20 protein-coding genes are annotated in these 20562 nt (G+C 46.3%); 7 read left to right on the top strand and 13 right to left on the bottom strand.

The annotated features are described in order from the left end of the window. Positions 1–56: 56 nt before the first annotated feature. The gene (locus C1T21_RS01105) at positions 57–2240 is read right to left on the bottom strand and encodes an alpha-galactosidase (protein ID WP_103046871.1); all 2184 of its coding nucleotides are present in this window, start codon (positions 2238–2240) and stop codon (positions 57–59) included. Between the two features lie 241 nt (positions 2241–2481). Here C1T21_RS01105 and C1T21_RS01100 point away from each other — a divergent pair, with 241 nt between their 5' ends. After that, a complete protein-coding gene (locus tag C1T21_RS01100) occupies positions 2482–3321 on the top strand; it encodes an AraC family transcriptional regulator (protein ID WP_103046870.1) in 840 nt (279 codons plus the stop codon). A 165-nt stretch (positions 3322–3486) separates the two neighbouring features. Here C1T21_RS01100 and C1T21_RS01095 read toward each other — a convergent pair whose 3' ends face one another. From C1T21_RS01095 to C1T21_RS01085, 3 genes are read right to left on the bottom strand one after another with little or no spacing between them, the layout of a single operon-like run. Then, a complete protein-coding gene (locus C1T21_RS01095) occupies positions 3487–4371 on the bottom strand; it encodes a MetQ/NlpA family ABC transporter substrate-binding protein (protein ID WP_103046869.1) in 885 nt (294 codons plus the stop codon). Positions 4372–4396: 25 nt separating this feature from the next. Next, entirely contained in the window at positions 4397–5167 is a 771-nt protein-coding gene (locus tag C1T21_RS01090; protein WP_061829983.1) for an SDR family NAD(P)-dependent oxidoreductase, read from the bottom strand. Between the two features lie 5 nt (positions 5168–5172). After that, entirely contained in the window at positions 5173–5634 is a 462-nt protein-coding gene (locus tag C1T21_RS01085) for an S-ribosylhomocysteine lyase (protein ID WP_007428584.1), read from the bottom strand. 275 nt (positions 5635–5909) lie between these two features. Between C1T21_RS01085 and C1T21_RS01080 the strand changes: the two genes are divergently transcribed. Next, positions 5910–6710, top strand: coding sequence for a GTP pyrophosphokinase (locus C1T21_RS01080; RefSeq protein WP_103046868.1), 801 nt, complete (start codon positions 5910–5912; stop codon positions 6708–6710). 159 nt (positions 6711–6869) lie between these two features. Here C1T21_RS01080 and thrS read toward each other — a convergent pair whose 3' ends face one another. Next, positions 6870–8783, bottom strand: a complete 1914-nt coding sequence (gene thrS / locus C1T21_RS01075) for a threonine--tRNA ligase (protein ID WP_103046867.1) — start codon at positions 8781–8783, stop codon at positions 6870–6872. A gap of 554 nt (positions 8784–9337) precedes the next feature. Here thrS and C1T21_RS01070 point away from each other — a divergent pair. Both C1T21_RS01070 and C1T21_RS01065 read left to right on the top strand, forming a co-directional pair. Beyond that, positions 9338–9892, top strand: a complete 555-nt coding sequence (locus tag C1T21_RS01070; RefSeq protein ID WP_103046866.1) for a TetR/AcrR family transcriptional regulator — start codon at positions 9338–9340, stop codon at positions 9890–9892. A 12-nt stretch (positions 9893–9904) separates the two neighbouring features. Then, on the top strand, positions 9905–10333 hold the full coding sequence (locus C1T21_RS01065) for a DUF3995 domain-containing protein (RefSeq protein WP_103046865.1): 429 nt from the start codon (positions 9905–9907) through the stop codon (positions 10331–10333). A gap of 17 nt (positions 10334–10350) precedes the next feature. Here the strand turns inward: C1T21_RS01065 and C1T21_RS01060 are convergent, their stop codons facing one another. Then, positions 10351–11574, bottom strand: a complete 1224-nt coding sequence (locus C1T21_RS01060) for an MFS transporter (RefSeq protein ID WP_103046864.1) — start codon at positions 11572–11574, stop codon at positions 10351–10353. A gap of 186 nt (positions 11575–11760) precedes the next feature. Here C1T21_RS01060 and C1T21_RS01055 point away from each other — a divergent pair, with 186 nt between their 5' ends. Then, the gene (locus C1T21_RS01055) at positions 11761–12339 is read left to right on the top strand and encodes a TetR/AcrR family transcriptional regulator (RefSeq protein ID WP_103046863.1); all 579 of its coding nucleotides are present in this window, start codon (positions 11761–11763) and stop codon (positions 12337–12339) included. 102 nt (positions 12340–12441) lie between these two features. On the opposite strand, the gene C1T21_RS01050 is transcribed toward C1T21_RS01055, so the two are convergent. Next, positions 12442–12864, bottom strand: a complete 423-nt coding sequence (locus C1T21_RS01050) for a MarR family winged helix-turn-helix transcriptional regulator (protein ID WP_103046862.1) — start codon at positions 12862–12864, stop codon at positions 12442–12444. 164 nt (positions 12865–13028) lie between these two features. Between C1T21_RS01050 and C1T21_RS01045 the strand changes: the two genes are divergently transcribed. Both C1T21_RS01045 and C1T21_RS01040 read left to right on the top strand, forming a co-directional pair. After that, the gene (locus C1T21_RS01045; protein ID WP_103046861.1) at positions 13029–14507 is read left to right on the top strand and encodes an MFS transporter; all 1479 of its coding nucleotides are present in this window, start codon (positions 13029–13031) and stop codon (positions 14505–14507) included. A 135-nt stretch (positions 14508–14642) separates the two neighbouring features. Beyond that, positions 14643–15143, top strand: coding sequence for an NAD(+) diphosphatase (locus C1T21_RS01040; RefSeq protein ID WP_103046860.1), 501 nt, complete (start codon positions 14643–14645; stop codon positions 15141–15143). A gap of 166 nt (positions 15144–15309) precedes the next feature. Here the strand turns inward: C1T21_RS01040 and C1T21_RS01035 are convergent, their stop codons facing one another. The 6 genes from C1T21_RS01035 to C1T21_RS01010 form a co-directional block, all read right to left on the bottom strand. Further along, entirely contained in the window at positions 15310–16386 is a 1077-nt protein-coding gene (locus C1T21_RS01035; RefSeq protein ID WP_103046859.1) for a Gfo/Idh/MocA family protein, read from the bottom strand. A gap of 233 nt (positions 16387–16619) precedes the next feature. Further along, positions 16620–17033, bottom strand: coding sequence for a DUF350 domain-containing protein (locus tag C1T21_RS01030; RefSeq protein ID WP_103046858.1), 414 nt, complete (start codon positions 17031–17033; stop codon positions 16620–16622). Between the two features lie 94 nt (positions 17034–17127). Then, positions 17128–18561, bottom strand: a complete 1434-nt coding sequence (locus C1T21_RS01025; protein WP_103046857.1) for a glutathionylspermidine synthase family protein — start codon at positions 18559–18561, stop codon at positions 17128–17130. Position 18562: 1 nt separating this feature from the next. Next, the gene (locus tag C1T21_RS01020) at positions 18563–18901 is read right to left on the bottom strand and encodes a hypothetical protein (RefSeq protein ID WP_023986799.1); all 339 of its coding nucleotides are present in this window, start codon (positions 18899–18901) and stop codon (positions 18563–18565) included. Further along, positions 18901–19458, bottom strand: a complete 558-nt coding sequence (locus tag C1T21_RS27655) for a hypothetical protein (protein ID WP_258012326.1) — start codon at positions 19456–19458, stop codon at positions 18901–18903. The genes C1T21_RS01020 and C1T21_RS27655 overlap by 1 nt, the downstream gene beginning before the upstream one ends. 90 nt (positions 19459–19548) lie before the next feature. Beyond that, a complete protein-coding gene (locus tag C1T21_RS01010; RefSeq protein WP_103046856.1) occupies positions 19549–20454 on the bottom strand; it encodes a M15 family metallopeptidase in 906 nt (301 codons plus the stop codon). Positions 20455–20562: the final 108 nt, after the last annotated feature.

The following is a 20562-nucleotide window of genomic DNA, read 5'->3' as shown; positions in this document are numbered from 1 at the left end:
GCATAACTCCATCGATTGTTTTCTCTCTTTCGGCAATTATACTGTTGTACTGATCCTTAAGCCTTACCAGGCTTTATTGCCCGAAGCCTGAACCATCCACTTTCATAGTCTTTCTGTCTGTAGAGAAGAGGGAGGCCCAACTTCATAAGCCGATCCCCCCCATGGATAGACTTTTGCCCGCTATTTCCTGACTTAACTTCATATTCGAGCTCTGGATTAAGTCCGTCAAGGCGCAGGACCCGCCAAGGCGCGTTCGGAACAGCCATCACTTGAAAATAGTAGACGATAGCTTCCTCTTGGTCTTCGGAAACAAACATCCAAGCCGATTCGTTATCTTCAAACGGGTTCTTTAAGCGATACAAGTCACCTTTCTGTACTAAGCCACGTATCTGCTTGTATACTGCGATTTGGCGTTTGACCGTCTCTTTTTCCTCATCGGTGAATTTCGTGAGATCAAGCTCATATCCAAAATTTCCTGACATGGCCACATCACCTCGAAAATCAAGGGGTGTTATGCGTCCAACTTGATGGTTCGGAACTGCCGACACATGCGCTCCGATGGCGCTTACAGGATAGACAAGGCTAGTTCCATATTGAATCTTCAGGCGTTCCACCGCATCGGTATTATCACTAGTCCAGACTTGAGGCATGTAGTAAAGCATTCCTGGATCAAAGCGCCCTCCGCCACTTGAACAGCTCTCGAAAAGAATATGCGGAAATTCGGTGGTGATGCGCTCCAACAGCTCATACAATCCAAGAACATAGCGATGGGCAGTCTCGGATTGGCGTTCCGGCGGCAGAGCAGCGGAACCGATTTCCGTCAGGCAGCGGTTCATATCCCATTTCACGTAAGAAACCGGCACGCTGGAGAAAATGGCAGCCAGCGAATCGTAGATGAAATCGCGCACTTCCTTGCGAGTATAGTCCAGCACTAGCTGCCATCTGGCTTCGCTGCGCCTGCGTCCCGGTACGTGAAGGCACCAATCCGGATGCTCCCGGTACAACTCGCTGTCTGGAGAGATCATCTCTGGCTCGAACCAGAGCCCGAATTTAAGACCCAACTGGTTGATACGGTTCGCGACATCCGCAAGTCCGTCTGGCAGCTTCCGACGATCCTCGTACCAATCGCCGAGAGACGAATTGTCGGAGTCACGTTTTCCGAACCAACCGTCATCTAAGACAAATAGTTCGATGCCTAGCTCAGCCCCCTCTTTCGCTATCGATACCAGCTTATCTGCATTGAAGTCAAAATAGGTAGCTTCCCAGTTATTGACCAGAATAGGGCGTTCTTCGTCCCGATATTTCCCTCGGCAAAGTCGAGTCCGATACAAGCGATGATATGTCCGCGACATATCTCCCAGTCCTTGACCGGAGTAAACCATAACGGCTTCTGGCGTTTGGAAACTCTCCCCTGGGCTCAGTAACCACGAAAAGTCAAAGGAGTTCACGCCGATACTAAACCGTGTAGAGCCGAATGAATCTATTTCTGCTCCCGCCTCAAACCCCCCGCTGTACACGAGGCTAAAGCCGAATACCTCACCATAGCTTTCCGTTGTTCCCCGAGTGACCAATGCAGCAAAAGGGTTGAGTTGATGGCTGCTCATGCCCCTTTTACTATCAATTCGGGTTTCACCTTGAAGAATCGGTTTGCGGGTAATATTCCCCTCCCGTGCCCATGCTCCCGAAAGATACATGAACTCCAAATCGCTTTTACCTGAAAAATCGACACTGGCACTTAGAGCACGGAGAAGCCGAAGGTTCTTGGCTCCCGCATTACTCAAACGAGCCGAACGAGCGATTACGTTTCGATCTGCGAAGACGGTATAAAGAAGAACAACTTCAAGGCCTGAAAAGTCATCTTGTAACTCCAGTTCCAACGTATCCGCTTCGTCTTCATTTTCGGTATATACGGCCGGAAGCCCGGTTAATGATGGCTTTCCCTTAGTGATCCGGTAGCCATTATACTTTAACTCCGTGATACGAGTTCCATCCTCAAGCTCTACTTGATACGCCGGGTTACGGAAGTCCCCGCTCCCATACTGCGGATATTCTTGCGGCAACCGATCCAATCCAGCCGTCGCAGGAGTGTGAAGCAATAGATCGGCCATTGGTTCACGGTGCTTCAGCCTGCCTCCCCAATATACATGTACAGGAAATCCATCTACAATCTGAATAATATAGCTCATGTCCGACGACTGCAGATGAAACAGCCCCGTTTGCTCTTGAACAATGATACCCATGGAAAAATACCCCCTTCCTCTAAATCATACCTCTCGGAAATCCGCACCTAAAAAGGTACATAGAAGAACCTTTTTGTAACAGTCATCAACTAAGTTCACATGGTGTAAAGCTTGATAATCTCCTCATAATAATCGCAATAGGTTCTATAGAAATGATATATTAATTTTAGATATGAAGTACATGGCATGGTGCTCACTATTTATGTTATAATACTTGATAATTTACATAAGGAGATTTAGCGTGATAGAATATCTGCCGCGTAGTAAACAGCATTCTGAATTGTATCTAACTCAGTTTGGCATAGAGGAATGCATACCGAGTCACTTTTTTGGACCTGCGATAAGAGATCACTATCTGCTTCATTATATTTTGGACGGAGAAGGTACCTTCGAGGTCGGTGGGTTCAGTTATCGCTTGCGGAAAGGACAGTGGTTTCTAATCTGCCCCCAGGTCATTACTTATTATCAAGCCGATGTAGTGAATCCTTGGTCTTATTGCTGGTTTGGTTTTGACGGGGCACTGGCAGAAACACTCCTCAAGCAAGCAGGCCTAACGATGACGCGTCCAATCCTCAACTTTGAAGGAGACCATTTGATTTATCAGTATTTGCAGCGAATGAACGAATCAAGTGGGTGCCATAAAGCTCGGGAAACCAGACTGACCGGTCTGCTTTGCTTAATGTTATCGGAGCTTATAGAGCTCGGTCCGGTAACACCTCCCGAACAAAAGGAAAGCCGGGCGGAAATTTACGTTGAAAAAGTGAAGGATTTTATTGAAATGAATTATGCTCAGAAAATTACCATTGAGCACATTGCAAATTTTATCGGACTCAATCGAAGCTATTTATGTTCGTTATTCAAACAACAAGTGAACACAAGCATTCAGGATTATTTGGTTCGCTATAGGATCAACAAAGCATGTGAAATGATGGGAAACGCTGAACTTTCGATAGGTGATATTTCCCGTTCAGTCGGCTATAATGACCCTTTACTCTTCTCGAAAATTTTTAAAAAGGTACAGGGACTCTCCCCCAAACATTATCGAACAGGAACCCTTGCTCAAACTCAAGCCGACTACTAAAAATACAATCGCTGACTCATTTGGAAGATGGGAGACATCAACTCAACGTTTGTCACCTATTCGGCATGGACTCCAAGAGCAGAGATGACGTTCTACCCGACTACCGGTACGGGGCCTCTTACGAACAAAAAAGATCAGCCAGAAAAACTGGCTGATCTCATAAGTTTATTTTGTTGTAGTTTGTCCTTCCAAATAAGAAACCGGCTCTTTAACTTCTACTTTGGTACCGCCAAATTCATCTTTAATGTATTTTTGAGTATCCTCGTTATGATAGAGATCCGCTAACTTTTGCAGCCCTTTGTCATTCGCCTTATCAGATGAAGTAACCAGGACGTTAATATTATTTTTGGTTGCCTGACTGATTTCCTCATGGAACAAGGAATCTTTCAGTACATTCAGACCCCCTTCTAAAGCAATCGTATTCCCAATCAGCACCAAGCCTACATCTTGAATCACTCGTGGTCCTGTTTTGTCATCAATTAGTTCAAATTTTAGGTTTTTAGGATTGCTAGTAATATCATTGACTGTACCCAAGGCATCATTAAAGTCAGCCTTAAGCTTAATCAAACCGGATGCTTCCAATAACTTTAAACCTCTTGCCGTGTTGGCCGGGTTATCTGCCAAAGCTACCAGAGCCCCGTCGGTCACTTCATTAATGCTTTTGAATTTTTGCGAATAAATCCCCATAGGCTCCAGATAGGTTGTGGCTATCGCCTTCAAATCGGCTTTGCTCTCTTTGTTATAGCTAACCAGGTACGCCCACGATTGGAATGCATTCACGTCTACTTCGCCTTCTTTGGTCGCATTGTTCGTTTCGATTCCGCCGTTAATTTCTTTCACTTCAATGTCCAGCTTGGCATCCTTGGCGGCCTGAGACTGGGCAATATGCTTCCAGATCTGGGCGTCAGAGCCCATGGAGCCGATGACTACTTTTTGCGTTTCCGAACCGGAAGCGGCGCTGGAGCCATTGCTGTCTGAACTTTTATTACCGCATCCTGCAGCAACCAATAATAAACTAATCCCTAATAGTAAAACGAACGATTTCTTCATGTTGTTTTCCCCCAGATCATGTATGCTAGTGCATCGTCATTCCACCTGTAACATTAATCGCTTGTCCTGTCATATATGCAGAGAGCGGACTGGCCAGAAACAGCACCACATTGGCGACATCCTCCACCTCGGCCGTTCTCCCCAAAGGTACCTGTGAACAATCTTCTTCGTATATTTCTTGAGCGGTCATTCCTCGAATGACGCCCCCTTCAATCCGTTCACGATGCTTCATCGGCGTTTCTACGATACCTGGACAAACCGCATTCACCAAAATTTGATGCGGAGCAAGCTCAATGGCCATCACCTTGGTCAAGCCGAGAACCGCATGTTTGGATGCACAATATCCGCCCATGGCCCGATATCCATTTTTTCCAGCCTGCGAAGCAATTTGGATAATTCGTCCTGGTTTGCGCGCATCCACCATTTCCTTGGCAAACCGTTTGGACGCTACATACAGCCCAGTTGAATTGATCGAAAATACTTTCTCCCAATCAGCTAACTCACTATCAATGACATAATCCATCGTAGAAGTACCTGCGCAGTTCACCAATATGTCAGGAACTCCCGTTTCGCTGATTAGTAGATCGCACCATCTTTCGATATCATCCGGTTTCGATATGTCCAATTGCGTTTCAACCAACTGTGGATTAACCACTCTATATGGCTCTTCATAAGAAATATCAGCAGAAATCACTTTAGCTCCGCTTTGAATGAAAAGCTCTACAATTCCCTTGCCTATGCCTGACTTGCCGCCTGTCACTACCGCTGTCTGATGAGATAGGTCAATCGAAATCATAGATTTTAAAATACTCTTTCGAAAGGATCGCGGCTAATACCCGCCTCTAATACAATCTTCACATATTCCTGCGCGGAAAAAAGAGAGTGGTCCTTGTAGTTCCCGCATTCTAAAGCAGTAACAGCCGGAACCTCTGTCGTTTCCAGAATTCTTTTCAAGGTTTTTTCCAAAGCGAGTGCAATTTCCTCAGGCTCATGTTCATTCCATAAAATCAAGTAGAACCCCGTTCTGCATCCCATAGGAGAGATATCAATAATTCCTTTGATTTCATCTCTCAGATACGTCGCTAATAAGTGCTCCAGCGTATGTACAGCAGCTGTAGGAAGTGCATCTTCATTGGGTTGCAAAAATCTCAAGTCATACTTTTGTACTGTGCTTCCTTTTTCGTCATGCTCTACTCCCGCCGCTCTTACATAAGGAGCCTTTACAATCGTGTGATCTAATTGAAAACTTTCTACTTTTGCCATTTTTCATTTCCTCTTTTCTGTAATTTATATTTTTAATCTAATGATGGATACTCTACATTTGTGTTTTTTTAAAAGAATTAAATGCTCCAAATCAGTATTTTTGTAATTATACATCGGATTACTCGGTTTTACCACCATAATTCTTGTCGTATTTCTTTTTTCTTTGACCGTCTCTCCTTTGCCTGTAGGTTTTGACATAGTGTACAATGTATACGATAATGCATTTTTACGAAAAAGATCGAGGACATCATAAGCCTCATTTAGGAGAATGCTCTGTGAATGAACCGGATTGGAAGCACCTGAATGCTGTCCCATTACCCTTGCAGGAATTTCAGCTACAGCTGGATCAAAACAGTGTTGACGCCAAGCAACTAGAGGAGTGGAGAAAGATTCCCGTCCTTTATCAGCTGGCTCTGGAAGAATTAAAGAATAAAATTAAGCTAATCCAGACGGAATGGAAGCTGTTAGACGGTTTTAGCCCGATTGAGCATATTAAAACCCGGATCAAAGAGCCCCACAGCATCGTGGAAAAGGTTCGGCGCAAAGGGCATGAAGTGACCTTGGACAATATATTGCGTGAAATTCATGATATCGCTGGAATGCGCGTGGTATGCGCTTTTGTGAAAGATATTTATCGTCTGATGGATCATCTTCACACACGGGAAGACATTCGTATTCTGGAGGTCAAGGACTATATAGCCCATCCTAAGCCCAACGGCTATCAGAGCCTGCATGTCATTGTGGAAATTCCGCTGATCCTGTTTGAGGGCACACGCTGGATCAAGGTTGAAATTCAATTGCGCACATTGGCTATGGATTTCTGGGCCAGTATGGAGCATATTTTGTACTATAAGTTCGATAAGAAAGTGCCTGAACATGTCGTTAATGGATTGACCGAAGCTGCACGTGCAACTTACGAGCTGGATCAGAAAATGCTGAAGTTGCGCGGCGAAATTTTATCGCTTAGCGAAGAACAGGATGCGGAAGAATCCCCGGCGAAACCATCCGAAGAGTCGTCCTTGAAGACACTCTCCCTCCCTGCAGATCACGCCACTTCACGGCCACAAACCTGCTAAGTTTTTGTGTACAAGATAACTTAAGAATTCAGTCGAGGCTGCAAAAACGTTGGTTCAGTCTCAAGCTGGATTCTTATGTATTGGGTATAAATAAAGAGCCATCAAAACCACGTTCATCATGGTTTTGATGGCTCTTTTACACATTTTTTCGATCAAATATTACTGCTTCTCGCGAATTTCTGTGCTGATTTTCTCTACGATGTCCGCAATGCTGAGTGATCCCAGATCGCCTTCGCCGCGTTTACGAACCGCTACAGTACCGGTTGTTTTTTCATTTTCCCCGATAACGAACATATATGGAACCTTCTCCAATTGCGCCTCGCGGATTTTATAACCAAGCTTCTCATTGCGAGTATCCACTTCGACACGCAGACCTGCTTTCAGCAACGCATCCTGTATCTCATTGGCAGTCTCAATATAGTTCTCGGATACTGGCAACAGCTTTGCATGAACAGGAGCCAACCACAATGGGAATGCACCTGTAAAATGCTCAGTCAGGATGCCCATGAAGCGGTCAATCGAACCATAGATGGCACGGTGAATAACGACTGGACGGTGCTTCTGGTTGTCCTCGCCCACATAAGTGAGGTCGAATTTTTCAGGCATTTGGAAGTCCAATTGGATCGTTCCGCACTGCCAGCTGCGTTTGAGCGCATCGAGAATGTGGAAGTCAATTTTCGGGCCATAAAATGCTCCATCTCCCACATTAATACGGTAGTTGATGCCCAGGTGATCCAGCACGTTTTGCAGAGCTTGTTCCGCTTGATCCCACAGCGCTGGCTCGCCCATAAAGTCATCTGGACGTGTGGACAATTCCACTGTGAAGTCAAAGCCAAACACACTATACATTTCGTTAATCAGCTTAATCACGTCTGTAATCTCTTGTTCAATCTGACCTGGTGTGACAAAAATATGTGCATCATCCTGACAGAATGTACGAACACGCATCATACCGTTCAACGCACCGGACAGCTCATGGCGATGCACTTGTCCAAATTCGGCTATACGAATTGGCAGATCGCGATAAGAATGAAGCTCATTTTTAAACACAAGCATATGCCCTGGGCAGTTCATCGGTTTCAGAGCAAATGTAGTTTCATCTACTTCGGAGAAGTACATGTTTTCCTTGTAATGCTCATAGTGTCCCGATTGCTCCCACAGACGGTTGTTCATCATCAGCGGTGTACGTACTTCCTCATAGCCATGCAGACGTTGAATGTCACGGGAGTAATCTTCCAACGCAGTACGGACAACCATACCTTTAGGCAGGTAGAACGGCATGCCCGGTGCTTCTTCGGAGAACATGAACAGTTCCAGCTCTTTACCCAGCTTGCGATGGTCGCGTTTTTTCGCTTCCTCCAGCAAGTGCAGGTGCTCATCCAGTTGCGCTTTTTTCGGGAATGCTGTTCCGTAGATACGTTGCAGCATCTTGTTGTTGGAATCGCCTCTCCAGTATGCACCCGCTACGCTCAGCAGTTTAAAAGCTTTGATGCGGCCAGTAGATGGCAAATGCGGACCACGACACAGGTCAAAAAATTCGCCTTGATCATAGATCGTAATTTCCGCATCCTCCGGCAAATCACGAATCAGTTCCAGCTTCAATGGATCTTCCAGCTCTCCAAAAATACGAGTTGCTTCCTCACGGCTGACCACACGACGTGTAATCGGCAGATTTTCCTGTGCGATTTTCGTCATTTCCTTCTCGATCTTGGCCAAGTCGTCAACGGACAATGGGTTTTCGATATCAATGTCATAGTAGAAGCCGCTGTCGATAACCGGACCGATACCCAGCTTCACGTTTTTCTCACCGTAAATGCGTTTGAGCGCCTGAGCGAGCAAATGCGCTGTACTGTGGCGATAAATTTCCAGACCGTCTGCACCGTCCAGCGTAATGATTTCAAGATCAACGTTCTGATCCAAAATGGTGTTCAGATCTACAGCCTTTCCGTTCACTTTACCTGCTACTGCGTTCTTTTTCAGCCCGGAGCTGATCGAACCCGCCACGTCGGCGATCGTTACGCCCTGCTCGTACTCGCGTACGGCTCCATCTGGCAATTTCACTTGAATACTCACGATTAAAGCCTCCATTTCAAATTGTGTGCTATATCAAAATTGAACGCAAAAAAACGCCTCTCTCCCTCAAGGGACGAGTGCGTTCAGCTCGTGGTTCCACCCTAGTTCGGCCCGCTCCTGTGCGTACATTTATGTTCATCGGAACATGCTCATGCACGACATGCGTGACCCTCCATTGGTATCCGTTAACGGGGATAAAGCGGTAGGCGCTTACTGATGTTACTGCCAGATTGCACAGCTACATGTTCAACGTCACGGCTACAAAGGGGTAACTTCACATGCGGTTGCCGGAAAAGCTCTCAGCCTCGTCTTTTCTCTCTGAACGGCCCTTCAAGGAAATCATGTCTTTGGTCAATGCCTTGAATATCACTATATGCTACAGCATTATAGATCAAATTCGCAGGTATTTCAAGTGGGCGTTTATGTAAGTTCATGCCTCCTATGCATCAGCGGGCTAAGGGAGCTCATGTGCCCATATTTACACAGCTCTAAAAACACTATAATATATACTTATCTAGACGATACCGTACAGAAAGGGAGAGGGAGAGGGAGAGATGCCTAAAATTATTGTCACAGAAGAACAATGGATTCAGAAAGGAATCGAACGTTTTGAACAGGGTGGGATTGATCAACTCGTAGTTGAAAAAATGGCCGTTTCTTTAGGGTGCAGTAAGAGTAGTTTTTATTGGTATTTTAACAATCGCAGCAGCTACATTAGACAGATTGTGGAGACATGGAAGGAACAGACGACACAACAGGTTATTGCAGCGTCCATCATCCATGCTGCCGCAGATGAGCGGATCAGAGAGTTGTTAACCCAGATGTTCGGAAAGACGAAACGAGGAGATTTTCTGTTTTATCTGCGAAAACTGTCATTGAAGGATGATAGTTACCGTTCCTTGCTCAATGAAGTTGAACAGATGAGAATGGAGTTTATGAAAGAGCTTCTAATACAGAAGGGAATGCAACCAGAGAAAGCCTTTCAGAAATCATGGATGTTGTACCATTACTACTTAGGTTGGTATGAGCGTCACAAGCAAGAGACGTTAAGTGACGAAGCCATTCAGCAACATATTCATATGATTTGGACAGAATGGATTTCGATTTGAGGAGGATGTCACATGTTGGAGTTACTTACATGGGCAGTTGGCGGAATTCTATGGGTACTGAGCGGCATGCATCTATATTGGGTATTCGGCGGACAAAAAGGTGCAAAGGTAGCGATCCCAAGCACAGGAACGGCTTTGCTCTTTGAGCCCTCCAAGATAGGGACATCAATTGTAGCTATTCTACTAGCTTTAGCCGCTTGGTTCGTCCTAGAACTAGGTGGAGTTACACAATTCCTGTTTTTCAGGTCCTTTCATTCCTACGGTGCAGGCTTGTTGTCGTGCGTATTTATTTTACGTTCTATAGGAGATTTCAAATGGGTAGGGTTCTTCAAGAGAAAGAAAGGAACTGTTTTTGCAAAGTGGGACACTGTGCTCTACTCGCCCCTTTGTTTTCTCTTGGGAACAGCCATTTTAATCATTATGTTTTTGCGTACGGCATAGCTTAAAGCTGACCTCTATCAGGTGGTTTGTCTCTTTCGCACGTCTCCACTCGTTTCTTTCTCAGTAAAAAAGTACAGCAAAGCCAGTACAGGCAGGACGACCCCAATCAGAGCACTGAAATTCCAACCTCCTAATGCATACGACCAACCCCCTAATGATGATCCAATCGCTCCGCCTATGAAAAAAATAGACATGAATAATCCGTTCAAACGCCCTCTCGCTTCACTTCCCAAGGAGTAAATCACACGCTGTCCAAGTACAAGGTTTCCCGATACAGCCATATCCAGTGTAATCGCTGAAATAAAGAGAAGTACGAGCGCAACGGTCGAATGACTTTGAAAAAGATAGATGAGCAAAAAAGACAAGGCTGCAATGATCATAGCTAACCCGGTTAATACTTTACTCCAGCCTTTATCAGCCAATCTCCCGGCAATCGGGGCAGCTACTGCACCGCCTACGCCTACCAAAGCAAACAATGCAATCCCTTGTTGAGACATTCCGAAATCATCCGCCAATCGTAAAGGGACAACAGTCCAAAATAGGCTGAAGGCTCCAAATAGGCAGGCTTGATAGAGGGCACGGCGGCGCAGTGCAGGCGTCTGTTTTAAAAGAGTGCCTAGCGAGAAAATTAATTTACTGTAAGATACCGTAGGCACAGGCTTGCGCTCTGGAAGAGCTCGCGAGAGCAGAATCGTCAACAGCGTCAAGACAATGGCTGACAAAATAAATACGGCTTGCCATCCCCAGATGCTGGTGATAAAGCTTGCTACTGGCCGTGCGAACATAATGCCTAGCAAGAGTCCGCTCATGACATTCCCAACAACGCGGCCGCGCTGCTCTTCGGTTGCTAAATAGGTGGCGTACGGCACCAGTATTTGGGCTACCACAGATCCAATTCCAATGAATAAGGATGCGGTCAGGAACAACGGGGCATTGGTGGCAAAAGCGGCAACAACCAATGCACAGACTGTGATGATTAGCGATATGACCATAAGCCGTCGATTTTCAATAATGTCGCTGAGCGGTACGATAAATAGCAATCCCACCACATAACCGATTTGAGTTAAGGTGACAATGAAGCCCGCTGCTGTAGAAGAAAGACCCATAGCAACGTGAATAGGTCCTACAAGGGTTTGAGCATAGTACAGGTTGGCAACAATAAGGCCGCATGCGGCTGCCAACAAAAACATCATCCAATTTGAGATACGGTTACTTTTTAAAGCTTGTTGTTCTCTTTGCATGATAATCCTCCTCATTAATTTAAATACTAAACGTATAGTTCATTAATTCGATAATCAAATGATATACTGAACGTTTCGTTTTGTAAATAGGCAAAATCAACTTTTTTATTTCACATGATATTTGATATACTGAACGTATAGTTTATTTTTCGCGTACTTATATCTGTTAAGAAGGTGAGCATTCCAGTGCAGAGCAAAAGAGGACGTCCACGTAATGTCGAGACGCAAAAATCTATCCTTAACGCTTCCTATGATCTACTGTTGGAGCAAGGCTTTGGGGCGGTTACGGTAGAAAAAATCGCTGAGCGAGCGAAAGTTAGCAAAGCCACCATTTATAAATGGTGGCCTAACAAAGCTGCAGTAGTAATGGATGGTTTCCTGTCAGCCACCATAGCAAGATTGCCCGTGCCCGACACGGGTTGTGTATTAGATGACATTCTCATTCATGCCACGAATTTAGTGCGGTTCTTAATAAGCCGAGAGGGTAAAATCATTACGGAGTTAATAGGCGAAGGGCAACTTGATTCAGGATTGTCAGAGGCATACCGGACCCGATATTTCCACCCTCGGCGACTTGAGGCCAGGCTTCTTATTGAGCGCGGAATAGAGCGCGGAGAATTGAAGGAAAATCTCGATATTGAATTATGTATTGATCTCATTTATGGGCCGGTTTTTTATCGATTGCTGGTAACCGGTTATCCATTAGACGATTCCTATGTGCGACAATTAGTCACGAATGCGTTCAAAGGAATTGGCTTGGACTGAATGACGTGGTATCAAGCAGCCCTCACAGAGTATCCTCTGTGAGGGCTGCTTTTTCTTTTACCTGCCACGATCCTCTGGCTAACTCCTTATTTATTTATTTGTTTATTCGTCAGGGTCTATACTAATCTTTTGCAGTAAGTCGATAATAAGATCCTCTTCCTCTTCGGATAGTTTATGGACAAGGCTGACATTGAGCTCATCCAATATTCCTTGTAAGACAGGGGCAAACTCTAACGCCTTGGCCGTGGGAGATACAAGATAGGAACGGCGGTCATTTGGGTCCGTTTTCCGTTCAATATAGCCTGATTCCTCCAATTGTTTTACAGAGCGTGCCGTGGTTGCCTTGTCAAATTTAAGTTCATTCGTCAACTGCTCTTGTGTAATGCCTGGCCGCTGCAAAATGAGCTTTAAAAAGCTGTGTTGTCCTCCACTGCCGATTCCGTAAGGGGCCAGTTTTTTGGACAGTATTTTTTGATTTCGACGGTACAAGTGGGAAATTAGCTTTCCAATCGGTTTTTTTCTCATCAACTACACCTCATTGGCTTGAAAATGGCAAATCCCCAGTTGGGACCAAAGCAAAGTTTACAACAATATTGTTGCGCACGCAACTAATTTGCTGTACACTAGAACCGTTCATTTAGTTGCGCGTGCAACTAAATAGAAATTGTTAACGATAACGAGGTGTAATGATGAGTTCAACTGCTACAACTGCTACAGCTGCTACAACCTATCAAGAGAATATCGAAGTCCAGAAGAAACGTTGGCTAATTTTAATTGTTTTGAATCTGTTTACATTTATGTCCACATTGGATGGAAGCATCGTCAATATCGCTCTTCCTGTGTTGTCTCGCACGTTACATTTACCCGTGGCACAGATTGAATGGGTGACAACCGCCTATTTAATGGCGATATGTACCGCTATCTTATTTTTTGGCAAGCTTGGAGATATCGTCGGTAAAATCAAAATATTCAAAATCGGCACAATCGTATTCATTCTTGGCTCCCTATTCTGCGGTCTTAGCTCTTCGCTCTCTATGCTGCTGATTTCCCGCATTATTCAAGCATTTGGAGCGTCCATGACCATGGCGAACAGCCAGGGGATCGTGACAGATATCTTCCCGTCCAATGAACGGGGCAAAGCACTTGGCCTCATTGGAACCTTCGTTTCTCTGGGCAGTATCGCCGGGCCAAGCCTGGGCGGTATTATTGTCTCGTCGCTGGGCTGGCAGTACATTTTCTGGGTCAATGTACCGGTAGGGCTGGTCGCTGTCTTTCTTGGCTGGAAGCTTCTGCCGAAGGATTTGATCAAGGTGAAAGATAAAATTGACGTTCCCGGTAGCTTGGTGTTTGCTATTTTTATTCTCACTTTATTCGTCGGATTGTTGCTGGGACAGCAGGTCGGGTATGGCGACAAACGTATCGTTGCTTCGCTGGTGGTGGCAGTAGTTGCTTTTGCCATGTTCATTAGGTTGGAACTTCGTCGTCCTGGGCCACTCTTACAGCTCGCGCTATTCAAAAACCCGTTATTTTCGCTCAGTATTTTGTGTGCTTTTCTGGTGTTCGTCGCTAACTTTTGCTTTAACATCATTTCGCCTTTCTATGCGCAGAATATGCTGAACTTGTCGCCTTTTCATGCCGGCTTCCTGCTGATGCTGCTCCCCATCTCAATGGTTATTGTGGCTCCTCTCAGCGGTGCGCTTTCCGATAAAATCGGATCTGAACTGCTTACATTCGCCGGGCTAGTCGTTATGGTTATTGCCCAGATTGGATTGGCCCAATTGCATGCAGGCAGCTCCATCCCGCTCGTGGGTCTGTGGATTGCCATGCTGGGCATTGGCAGTGGTTTATTCCAATCGCCGAACAACTCGCTGATTATGTCCACGGTACCCCGCACACAGCTCGGCTCAGCCGGGAGTGTCAATTCGCTGGTTCGCAACGTCGGTATGGTTGTGGGGATCACTTTGGCCACATCGATCCTCTTTTATATTATGAGTAAAGAGGCTGGTTATCGGGTCACCGGCTTGGTCCCGGGTCATCCAGAAATTTTTCTGGCAGGCATGCATGTAGTCTTTATAACGTCCGCGTCCATCTGTCTTGTGGCGGCATTGTTAACAGGCTGGCGGCTGATCGGGGCTAGACGGGCAAGAACGCAGCAAGAAAAGGGATAAAGACCAAGAGAAGAAATAAAGCGTCCGTAGACAGAACAATGATCGTAGAATTAAGATGATGAGTATTGCAGTACAAACACGGCATTAAAAGCAACATTTACAATTTTAAAAATGGGATACAAGGGTGGAGCTTACATGAAATATTGCTATGAATGCGGAACAAAATTGATGGTGAAGGAGTGTGAAGACGAAGGCCCTATCCCCTTTTGTCATACATGCCAGGTCTTTCGTTTCCCGATATTCAGCACTGCGATCAGTACCGCTGTATTGAATAGTCAGAGAGATAAGGTGCTGCTCATACAGCAGTACAATATTCAAGGCTTCATTTTATTGGCAGGTTATGTGAACAAGGGTGAATCCGCCGAGCAGACATTGGTGCGTGAAGTTAAGGAAGAAGTGGGATTACAAGTCGATGAGTATCAATATATGCGCAGCGAGTATTTTGAACGAAGCAATACACTGATGCTGAACTTTGTATCCATTGTGAATGACGATCAGTTGGATGTTCTTAGTACGGAGGTAGATCAAGCACGTTGGTTTACACTGGAGGAAGCCAAGGAAGCTATTTTGAAAAACAGCTTAGCTGAATCCTTCTTACTGACCATTATTGAAAAGATTGAGGCAGACTTATTTTGAAGTGATATAAGCGTGGCGATGCGATAATGATGAAAAAGATGTCTTTACAGATATATTGAATTGCTAAACCGCAAGATGGCTGCTCTTTCCAAGGAACCCTCTTGCGGATCACAGCATGTTTATACTCTTTGTCATTGCTGGAATTTCAGCGACTCCCCTCACATTCCTACATTTCTACTAAACGTCCATTTTCTTTCCAGGATTGCAGTATTTTCTCAAGTACCCACTGGTTTTTGTAGCCGTCCTCGAATAAGGGAGCACGATCCACAGACTTTCCCCTTGCCAGCTCAACAAAATCTTCATAGGCCGTATGATTATAGATTGCAGGGACAGCCCAACTCTCGTATTCGGCACCCGGGTGTTCCAGGTCACGCAGCACAATGCGGATACTTTCCGGGTTATTGAGGCTGGCGTGCAGCGTACCAAGTTCTCCATAGATATCGACTTCGATATCGTGCCGTATGCCGATGGCATTTTTATGAGTGATAAAGGTTCCCACGGTATTGTCGCCTACGATGCCATGAAAGGCAGCGAGATCTTCCACATCCACTTTTACAGGCAGGCCCGTGATCGGATCGAGCCGCTCGGGTGTAATGGTATGTAGCAGCGCTGCGACACTTTTGAATTCACCCACCAAAAAACGGGCCAGATCAATGATATGTGAGGCTGTATCCCCCACTACTCCAGAACCAGCCTTGGCTAAATTGTGACGCCATGTATACGGATGCTGACGATACGGCGCAAATGCATCCATTAGATAACGAAATTGAATGTTATAGATTTTACCCAGCTTTTGCTCATCCAGCAGTTGCTTGGTATATTGGAAGGCCGCGCCATAGCGATGCTTATAGTGAACCAGCAAAGGCACCGGATTCGCTGTATATAGCTTTTTCAACTGATCCGCTTCTTCCCATGTGAGAGTCAATGGTTTTTCTGCCAGTACAGCTTTGTGTTCTTCCAGCGCAATACGAATAATGTCAAAATGCACATCATTGGGCGTCAGCGACAGAATCGCATCTACCTCTGAGTCACGGATTAATGCTTCATAATGGGCGTACCGCTTGGACTCAGGCAGTTGCAATTGTTCTCCGATGGCTTGAAGGCGATTGGGATTCACATCACTAACGGCCACAATAGATACCCCCGAGATAGTGTGCAGTGATCTCACGTGATATTCAGCGATAAGACCCAGGCCAATGATACCCATCCGAATTTGTTTGGTTGGGGAGGTGGAGGTACTCATATGTTCAGATTTCCCTTCCCTTCTCTTCAGTTTGTTTGAACTCTGTAGCAAATTCCTTTTTGCTATGCAGTATCACCCGTTGCTTTGTAGAATAGTCCCCACAGGAAGTGATCGTCGCAATCTTTCAATTCAACAGGCTAATGCCGGGCAGTGAATACAATGTTCCATAAAAAAAGGATCTGCAGCTCCGTTGTCCGGTTTTGCAGATCCTTGGTATTCCTTCTCTATATCGACTACATCAAAAATGTACCTACCACAAAAGACACCCCGACGATGATCGAACGCAGCAGCTGTGCCAGAGCCACATTGCCTTTGGCAATTTCCTCACACACCTTGGTACGCGGCGTTATCAGATCAAAAATCACATAGACCAGACACAGCACTACAATACCTACGGCCGACCATGTCAGCATTTCGAGCCATGAATGACTGCTGTACGACACCATCCCCACGATGATACACAGACCCAGCAGCTTTGCACCCATATAGATGCCTGCCGCCTCATTGCCGCGTGCGATTTCTTGATTATCGTTATAACGTGTCAGCAAGCTGAACACAAAATAACCTACGATTAAGATGGCAAACAGGATAAGCAGGCCGATACCCACATTGCCCAATGCGTTGCCCAAACTGATATGAGAGTCCAATTTTCTTCCTCCTTATGATACTTCAGGATTTTGCAAAATCCTCACTTGTGAAAATAACAGATATGTTCGAATGTTGTACATTTTTTAATTCAGCTTATATAACAGGCGGATTAGGAGGTACGGTGGCAACGGCGGCGGCGCAATAATAGGCCATATCACCTGTTACCTTTTCACCGATTCGCGGCAGGACACCCGCAAAACGCCCCCCGATCACGAATATGCCTGTCAGCACATAGCCGTGAAATAGCCCTTCCTCGGTCTGTACCTCTGCGCTCTGCATCGGCCACAGCCGCTGATAAATCTTAGGCTGTCCCTCGTAATAAGCGGCAATAAGTGCGGCTTCCTCCTGCTCAGGCGTTCGTGGAGCGTCAGCTTGGTGAAGCAGATCAGGGTTGTCAGTCTCCGCAGGTTCAACCTCTCCCAAAGCACCTTTCAACATCTCTTCGGATTGAGGATGTTCAATCAAGTGCGTCCCTTTACCCTCCCGACCCCATATACCTTTGGCCACATAAGGCTCTTTATTTTGCATAAACACCGAGGGTTCAAAATACGTAGGCAGCAGGTAGGTTCGTATCACCTCCAGCTCGCGATCGTCAAACAAGCGAAAACCGCAGAACTCTGGTGTCTGCTCATTGCGCTCATATAGCGACCACACGGTTGCGGTGAACCCTTTGCTCTGGGTAATGATATGCTGCGGCGGGTTGATTAATCCTATTTTCCCGTCTGCCACCATATCCATTAGCACCTGCCCCACCTCAAGCCCCGTATTCTCCTCCCGGTCATCAATTAGATACTCCAGCGGATACAGGCGATAGAGAATGTGGATCTCCTCTCCCCGGTGATACAATCCTTCATTCGGGATAATCTCCAATTCTTCCAAAGGCGCATAAACGACTTCAAACCCGGCTTGTTCACATAAACGCATGATATATTTGGTGTTCGTCTGATCCTCGATGTGCCAGTCATAGCAAGCAAAATACACCTTTGTCCCTAATCCCTTGCGGCTATAAAAATGAATGAGCTCGGTCAAGGCAGACTGAATCGCCTCGTCCATTCCAGATGAGGGTCCGTGTAGTGCATTGTCATCCTCCGACATTCCATTCCTACTCAGCACCTCCAGCAGCTTTCCTTCGAGATAAGCCACCTCGGGAATCCCGGTTGGGGTATCGGTGTTATTCTCAATGCACTTGATACCCGTTTCCCCCACAATCCAGTCCTGGCGGGTTATCCCATCCGGCTCGGCCTCCATTCGTGCAGCACGCAGCAAGCCCGGATGAATCCCCAACCGTTCCACCAGGTATTCATCCGGCATATAGCGCTGAACGAATTGCTGAACCTTGCGATAAATACGATGTACCGCCTCAGAAGCAGCCTGAAGCTCTGCCAGCTCGCTTTCCCGATATACCGTTAAGGCCGGCACGCAATAAGACTTGCCATACATGCGGTGATACGGGATGATACGGCTGATTTCACCCTTAAAAAGCTCATCATGTTCATAAGGCAATTGCCTAATCGTACGCATGCTCATTTTAACCCCCAGAGAAAAAGCCGCTGCGTGAGCCGCTACTGCCAAAACCGCTGTGTGAGCTGGAAGATGAGGATGAACTTTTGCGGTATGAGCTGGAAGATGAACGACTGCTATGGTATGAGGAGCCCCCACTATAATAAGTCGATCCGCCATAGTAATACCCGCTGCTGCCTGAATCCCGACACGCCGTTTGCTCCGATACAGGAAGCTCATCGCAGTCATAATACTCGTCGTCACCGCAACCCGTCAGAGCAGCCGGGACAGCCAACATCAGAGCAAAGGCCGCCATCCGTGTACGAGAGCCTGGTTTGGATTTCATTTTTTCCCAAGAATGCTCCATCACAGATCGACCTCCTTCACAAACAGATGTACCTTTTTCAGCTGAGGGTCCAGTACCGAATATATAAATTCATAGGTTTTGCCACCCAGTACTGTATAGTGATCTAATAGCCGTTGGGCTAGCTCCAAAGTAAATACCGAGCCTTCCCGTTGATCCATACTACGGAATGCAGGTTCATGCCATATCCAATACATTGCACTGTATGTGGAAGTGTAACCTCCCTCACTGGCAAGCACGAGGTCTGTGATGGACGCACCGTAAGGCTTTGCCCGTTCCCCTGTAAATTCAGTCACATAGACGGAATGATCCGTATGTTCCTCACTTTCATTCGATATATGCGACCATAGTTTGTCATGGAGACGCGTAGCGTCTACAAGCTTGCGTAGAAACAGCTCATCTCCCGATACGGATTCCCGTGTCAGGCTGCGCAGTTCCTTTTGAGTGTCTTCCGACCATTCGCGATACGTCAATGAATAATAAATGATGATTCCCTTCCCTTCCTGTACGCTTCTGCCATGAGGTTTGCAACAAATCAAAGCGCTTCTGTCGTCGTTCACTATACGAGATTCTACCTTGAAAAGGTTCAATTTGGAAGAAAAACACGACAAAAAGCCGCAATCTCTAGGATTACGGCTTGGTTTTCACTGCTACAGCTTGATATTGTTCTCGTCGAAATATTCCTCCAGCGTCATCCCCTGCTTGGCTACATCCTCCGCAATGTCTATTCCCACATAACGGATATGCCAAGGCTCGTACACATAGCCGGTCACATCTTCCTTACCCTTCATATAACGAATAATAAATCCGTATTCCGGTGCATGTTTATCCAACCATTCGCCTTCCTTGGAAGCTCCGAAGGATTGCTCCAGCGCATTACCTACGCTTGGGCTGGATACATCAATGGACAAACCTGTCTGATGCTCACTCGTACCCGGTACAGCGCTAACTTTAGAGGCATATTCCTGCCCCTTTGTCTTTACATTGTTGTTGAAAATAGATACCTGACGCTTATAGGAACGGTATCCCGATACCGCACGCAGCTCAATGCCGTCTTTTTCCGCACCGTCGAACAGCTTCTCCAGTGCCTCTGCCGCCTCCTTACGCAAATGCCGCTTTTCATGCGGTCCCTCGAAGGAAAAAGGCACCTGCGGCTCCACCAGGTCATCGGGGACATAGCCTACAGGCAAGCTGCGCTTTTTGTTCACAACGACTGTATCAGAAGTCGCATTGGTGACGATCGCGGTTCCATCCTCTTCCTTAACCGTGGCTTGCAGTGCACTCTGGCTTCGCAACGCCATCACAGGGTCGGCCTGTCCACTTTCTGTACCCGCAGAGGCTTGTCCAGCGCTAGTGCTGCCATTGCCCGCATCCGGCTGGGCGGAAGGCTGTACATTCTCCTGCACCGCTGTAGATGACTTCAACGGCTCGCTTTCCTGTCCACCTGATCCTCCCTGCTGGCAGGCTGCCAGTAATAGCCCTGGCAGGATCAGCCCCGGAATGAGCGCTTTGGTCCAGCGCTTAGATGCTCGCGTCTGTTGTATATGTCGTTTCATGCTGGTATCTCCTCCAATAATGCATTTGATGCATGACTTGCTGTGACTTTTCCGTTTCCCCATTGTAACTGAACTTTTGGCACTCTTCGAAGCCGTTATCCCGTTCGA

The sequence above is a fragment of the Paenibacillus sp. F4 genome (assembly GCF_002894905.1).
In the GTDB taxonomy this organism is placed as follows: domain Bacteria; phylum Bacillota; class Bacilli; order Paenibacillales; family Paenibacillaceae; genus Paenibacillus; species Paenibacillus polymyxa_B.
Note: the sequence above shows the minus strand (reverse complement) of the source record. Positions and strands in the feature narration are given on the sequence as shown.

Coding starts and splice junctions, on each gene's coding strand:
- C1T21_RS01105 (WP_103046871.1), bottom strand. CDS start 2,240: ATGGGTATCATTGTTCAAGAGCAAACGGGGCTGTTTCATCTGCAGTCG.
- C1T21_RS01065 (WP_103046865.1), top strand. CDS start 9,905: ATGTTGGAGTTACTTACATGGGCAGTTGGCGGAATTCTATGGGTACTG.
- C1T21_RS01095 (WP_103046869.1), bottom strand. CDS start 4,371: ATGAAGAAATCGTTCGTTTTACTATTAGGGATTAGTTTATTATTGGTT.
- C1T21_RS01040 (WP_103046860.1), top strand. CDS start 14,643: ATGAAATATTGCTATGAATGCGGAACAAAATTGATGGTGAAGGAGTGT.
- C1T21_RS01010 (WP_103046856.1), bottom strand. CDS start 20,454: ATGAAACGACATATACAACAGACGCGAGCATCTAAGCGCTGGACCAAA.
- C1T21_RS01050 (WP_103046862.1), bottom strand. CDS start 12,864: ATGAGAAAAAAACCGATTGGAAAGCTAATTTCCCACTTGTACCGTCGA.
- C1T21_RS01070 (WP_103046866.1), top strand. CDS start 9,338: ATGCCTAAAATTATTGTCACAGAAGAACAATGGATTCAGAAAGGAATC.
- C1T21_RS01090 (WP_061829983.1), bottom strand. CDS start 5,167: ATGATTTCGATTGACCTATCTCATCAGACAGCGGTAGTGACAGGCGGC.
- C1T21_RS01085 (WP_007428584.1), bottom strand. CDS start 5,634: ATGGCAAAAGTAGAAAGTTTTCAATTAGATCACACGATTGTAAAGGCT.
- C1T21_RS01045 (WP_103046861.1), top strand. CDS start 13,029: ATGAGTTCAACTGCTACAACTGCTACAGCTGCTACAACCTATCAAGAG.
- C1T21_RS01035 (WP_103046859.1), bottom strand. CDS start 16,386: ATGAGTACCTCCACCTCCCCAACCAAACAAATTCGGATGGGTATCATT.
- C1T21_RS01020 (WP_023986799.1), bottom strand. CDS start 18,901: ATGGAGCATTCTTGGGAAAAAATGAAATCCAAACCAGGCTCTCGTACA.
- C1T21_RS01060 (WP_103046864.1), bottom strand. CDS start 11,574: ATGCAAAGAGAACAACAAGCTTTAAAAAGTAACCGTATCTCAAATTGG.
- C1T21_RS01025 (WP_103046857.1), bottom strand. CDS start 18,561: ATGAGCATGCGTACGATTAGGCAATTGCCTTATGAACATGATGAGCTT.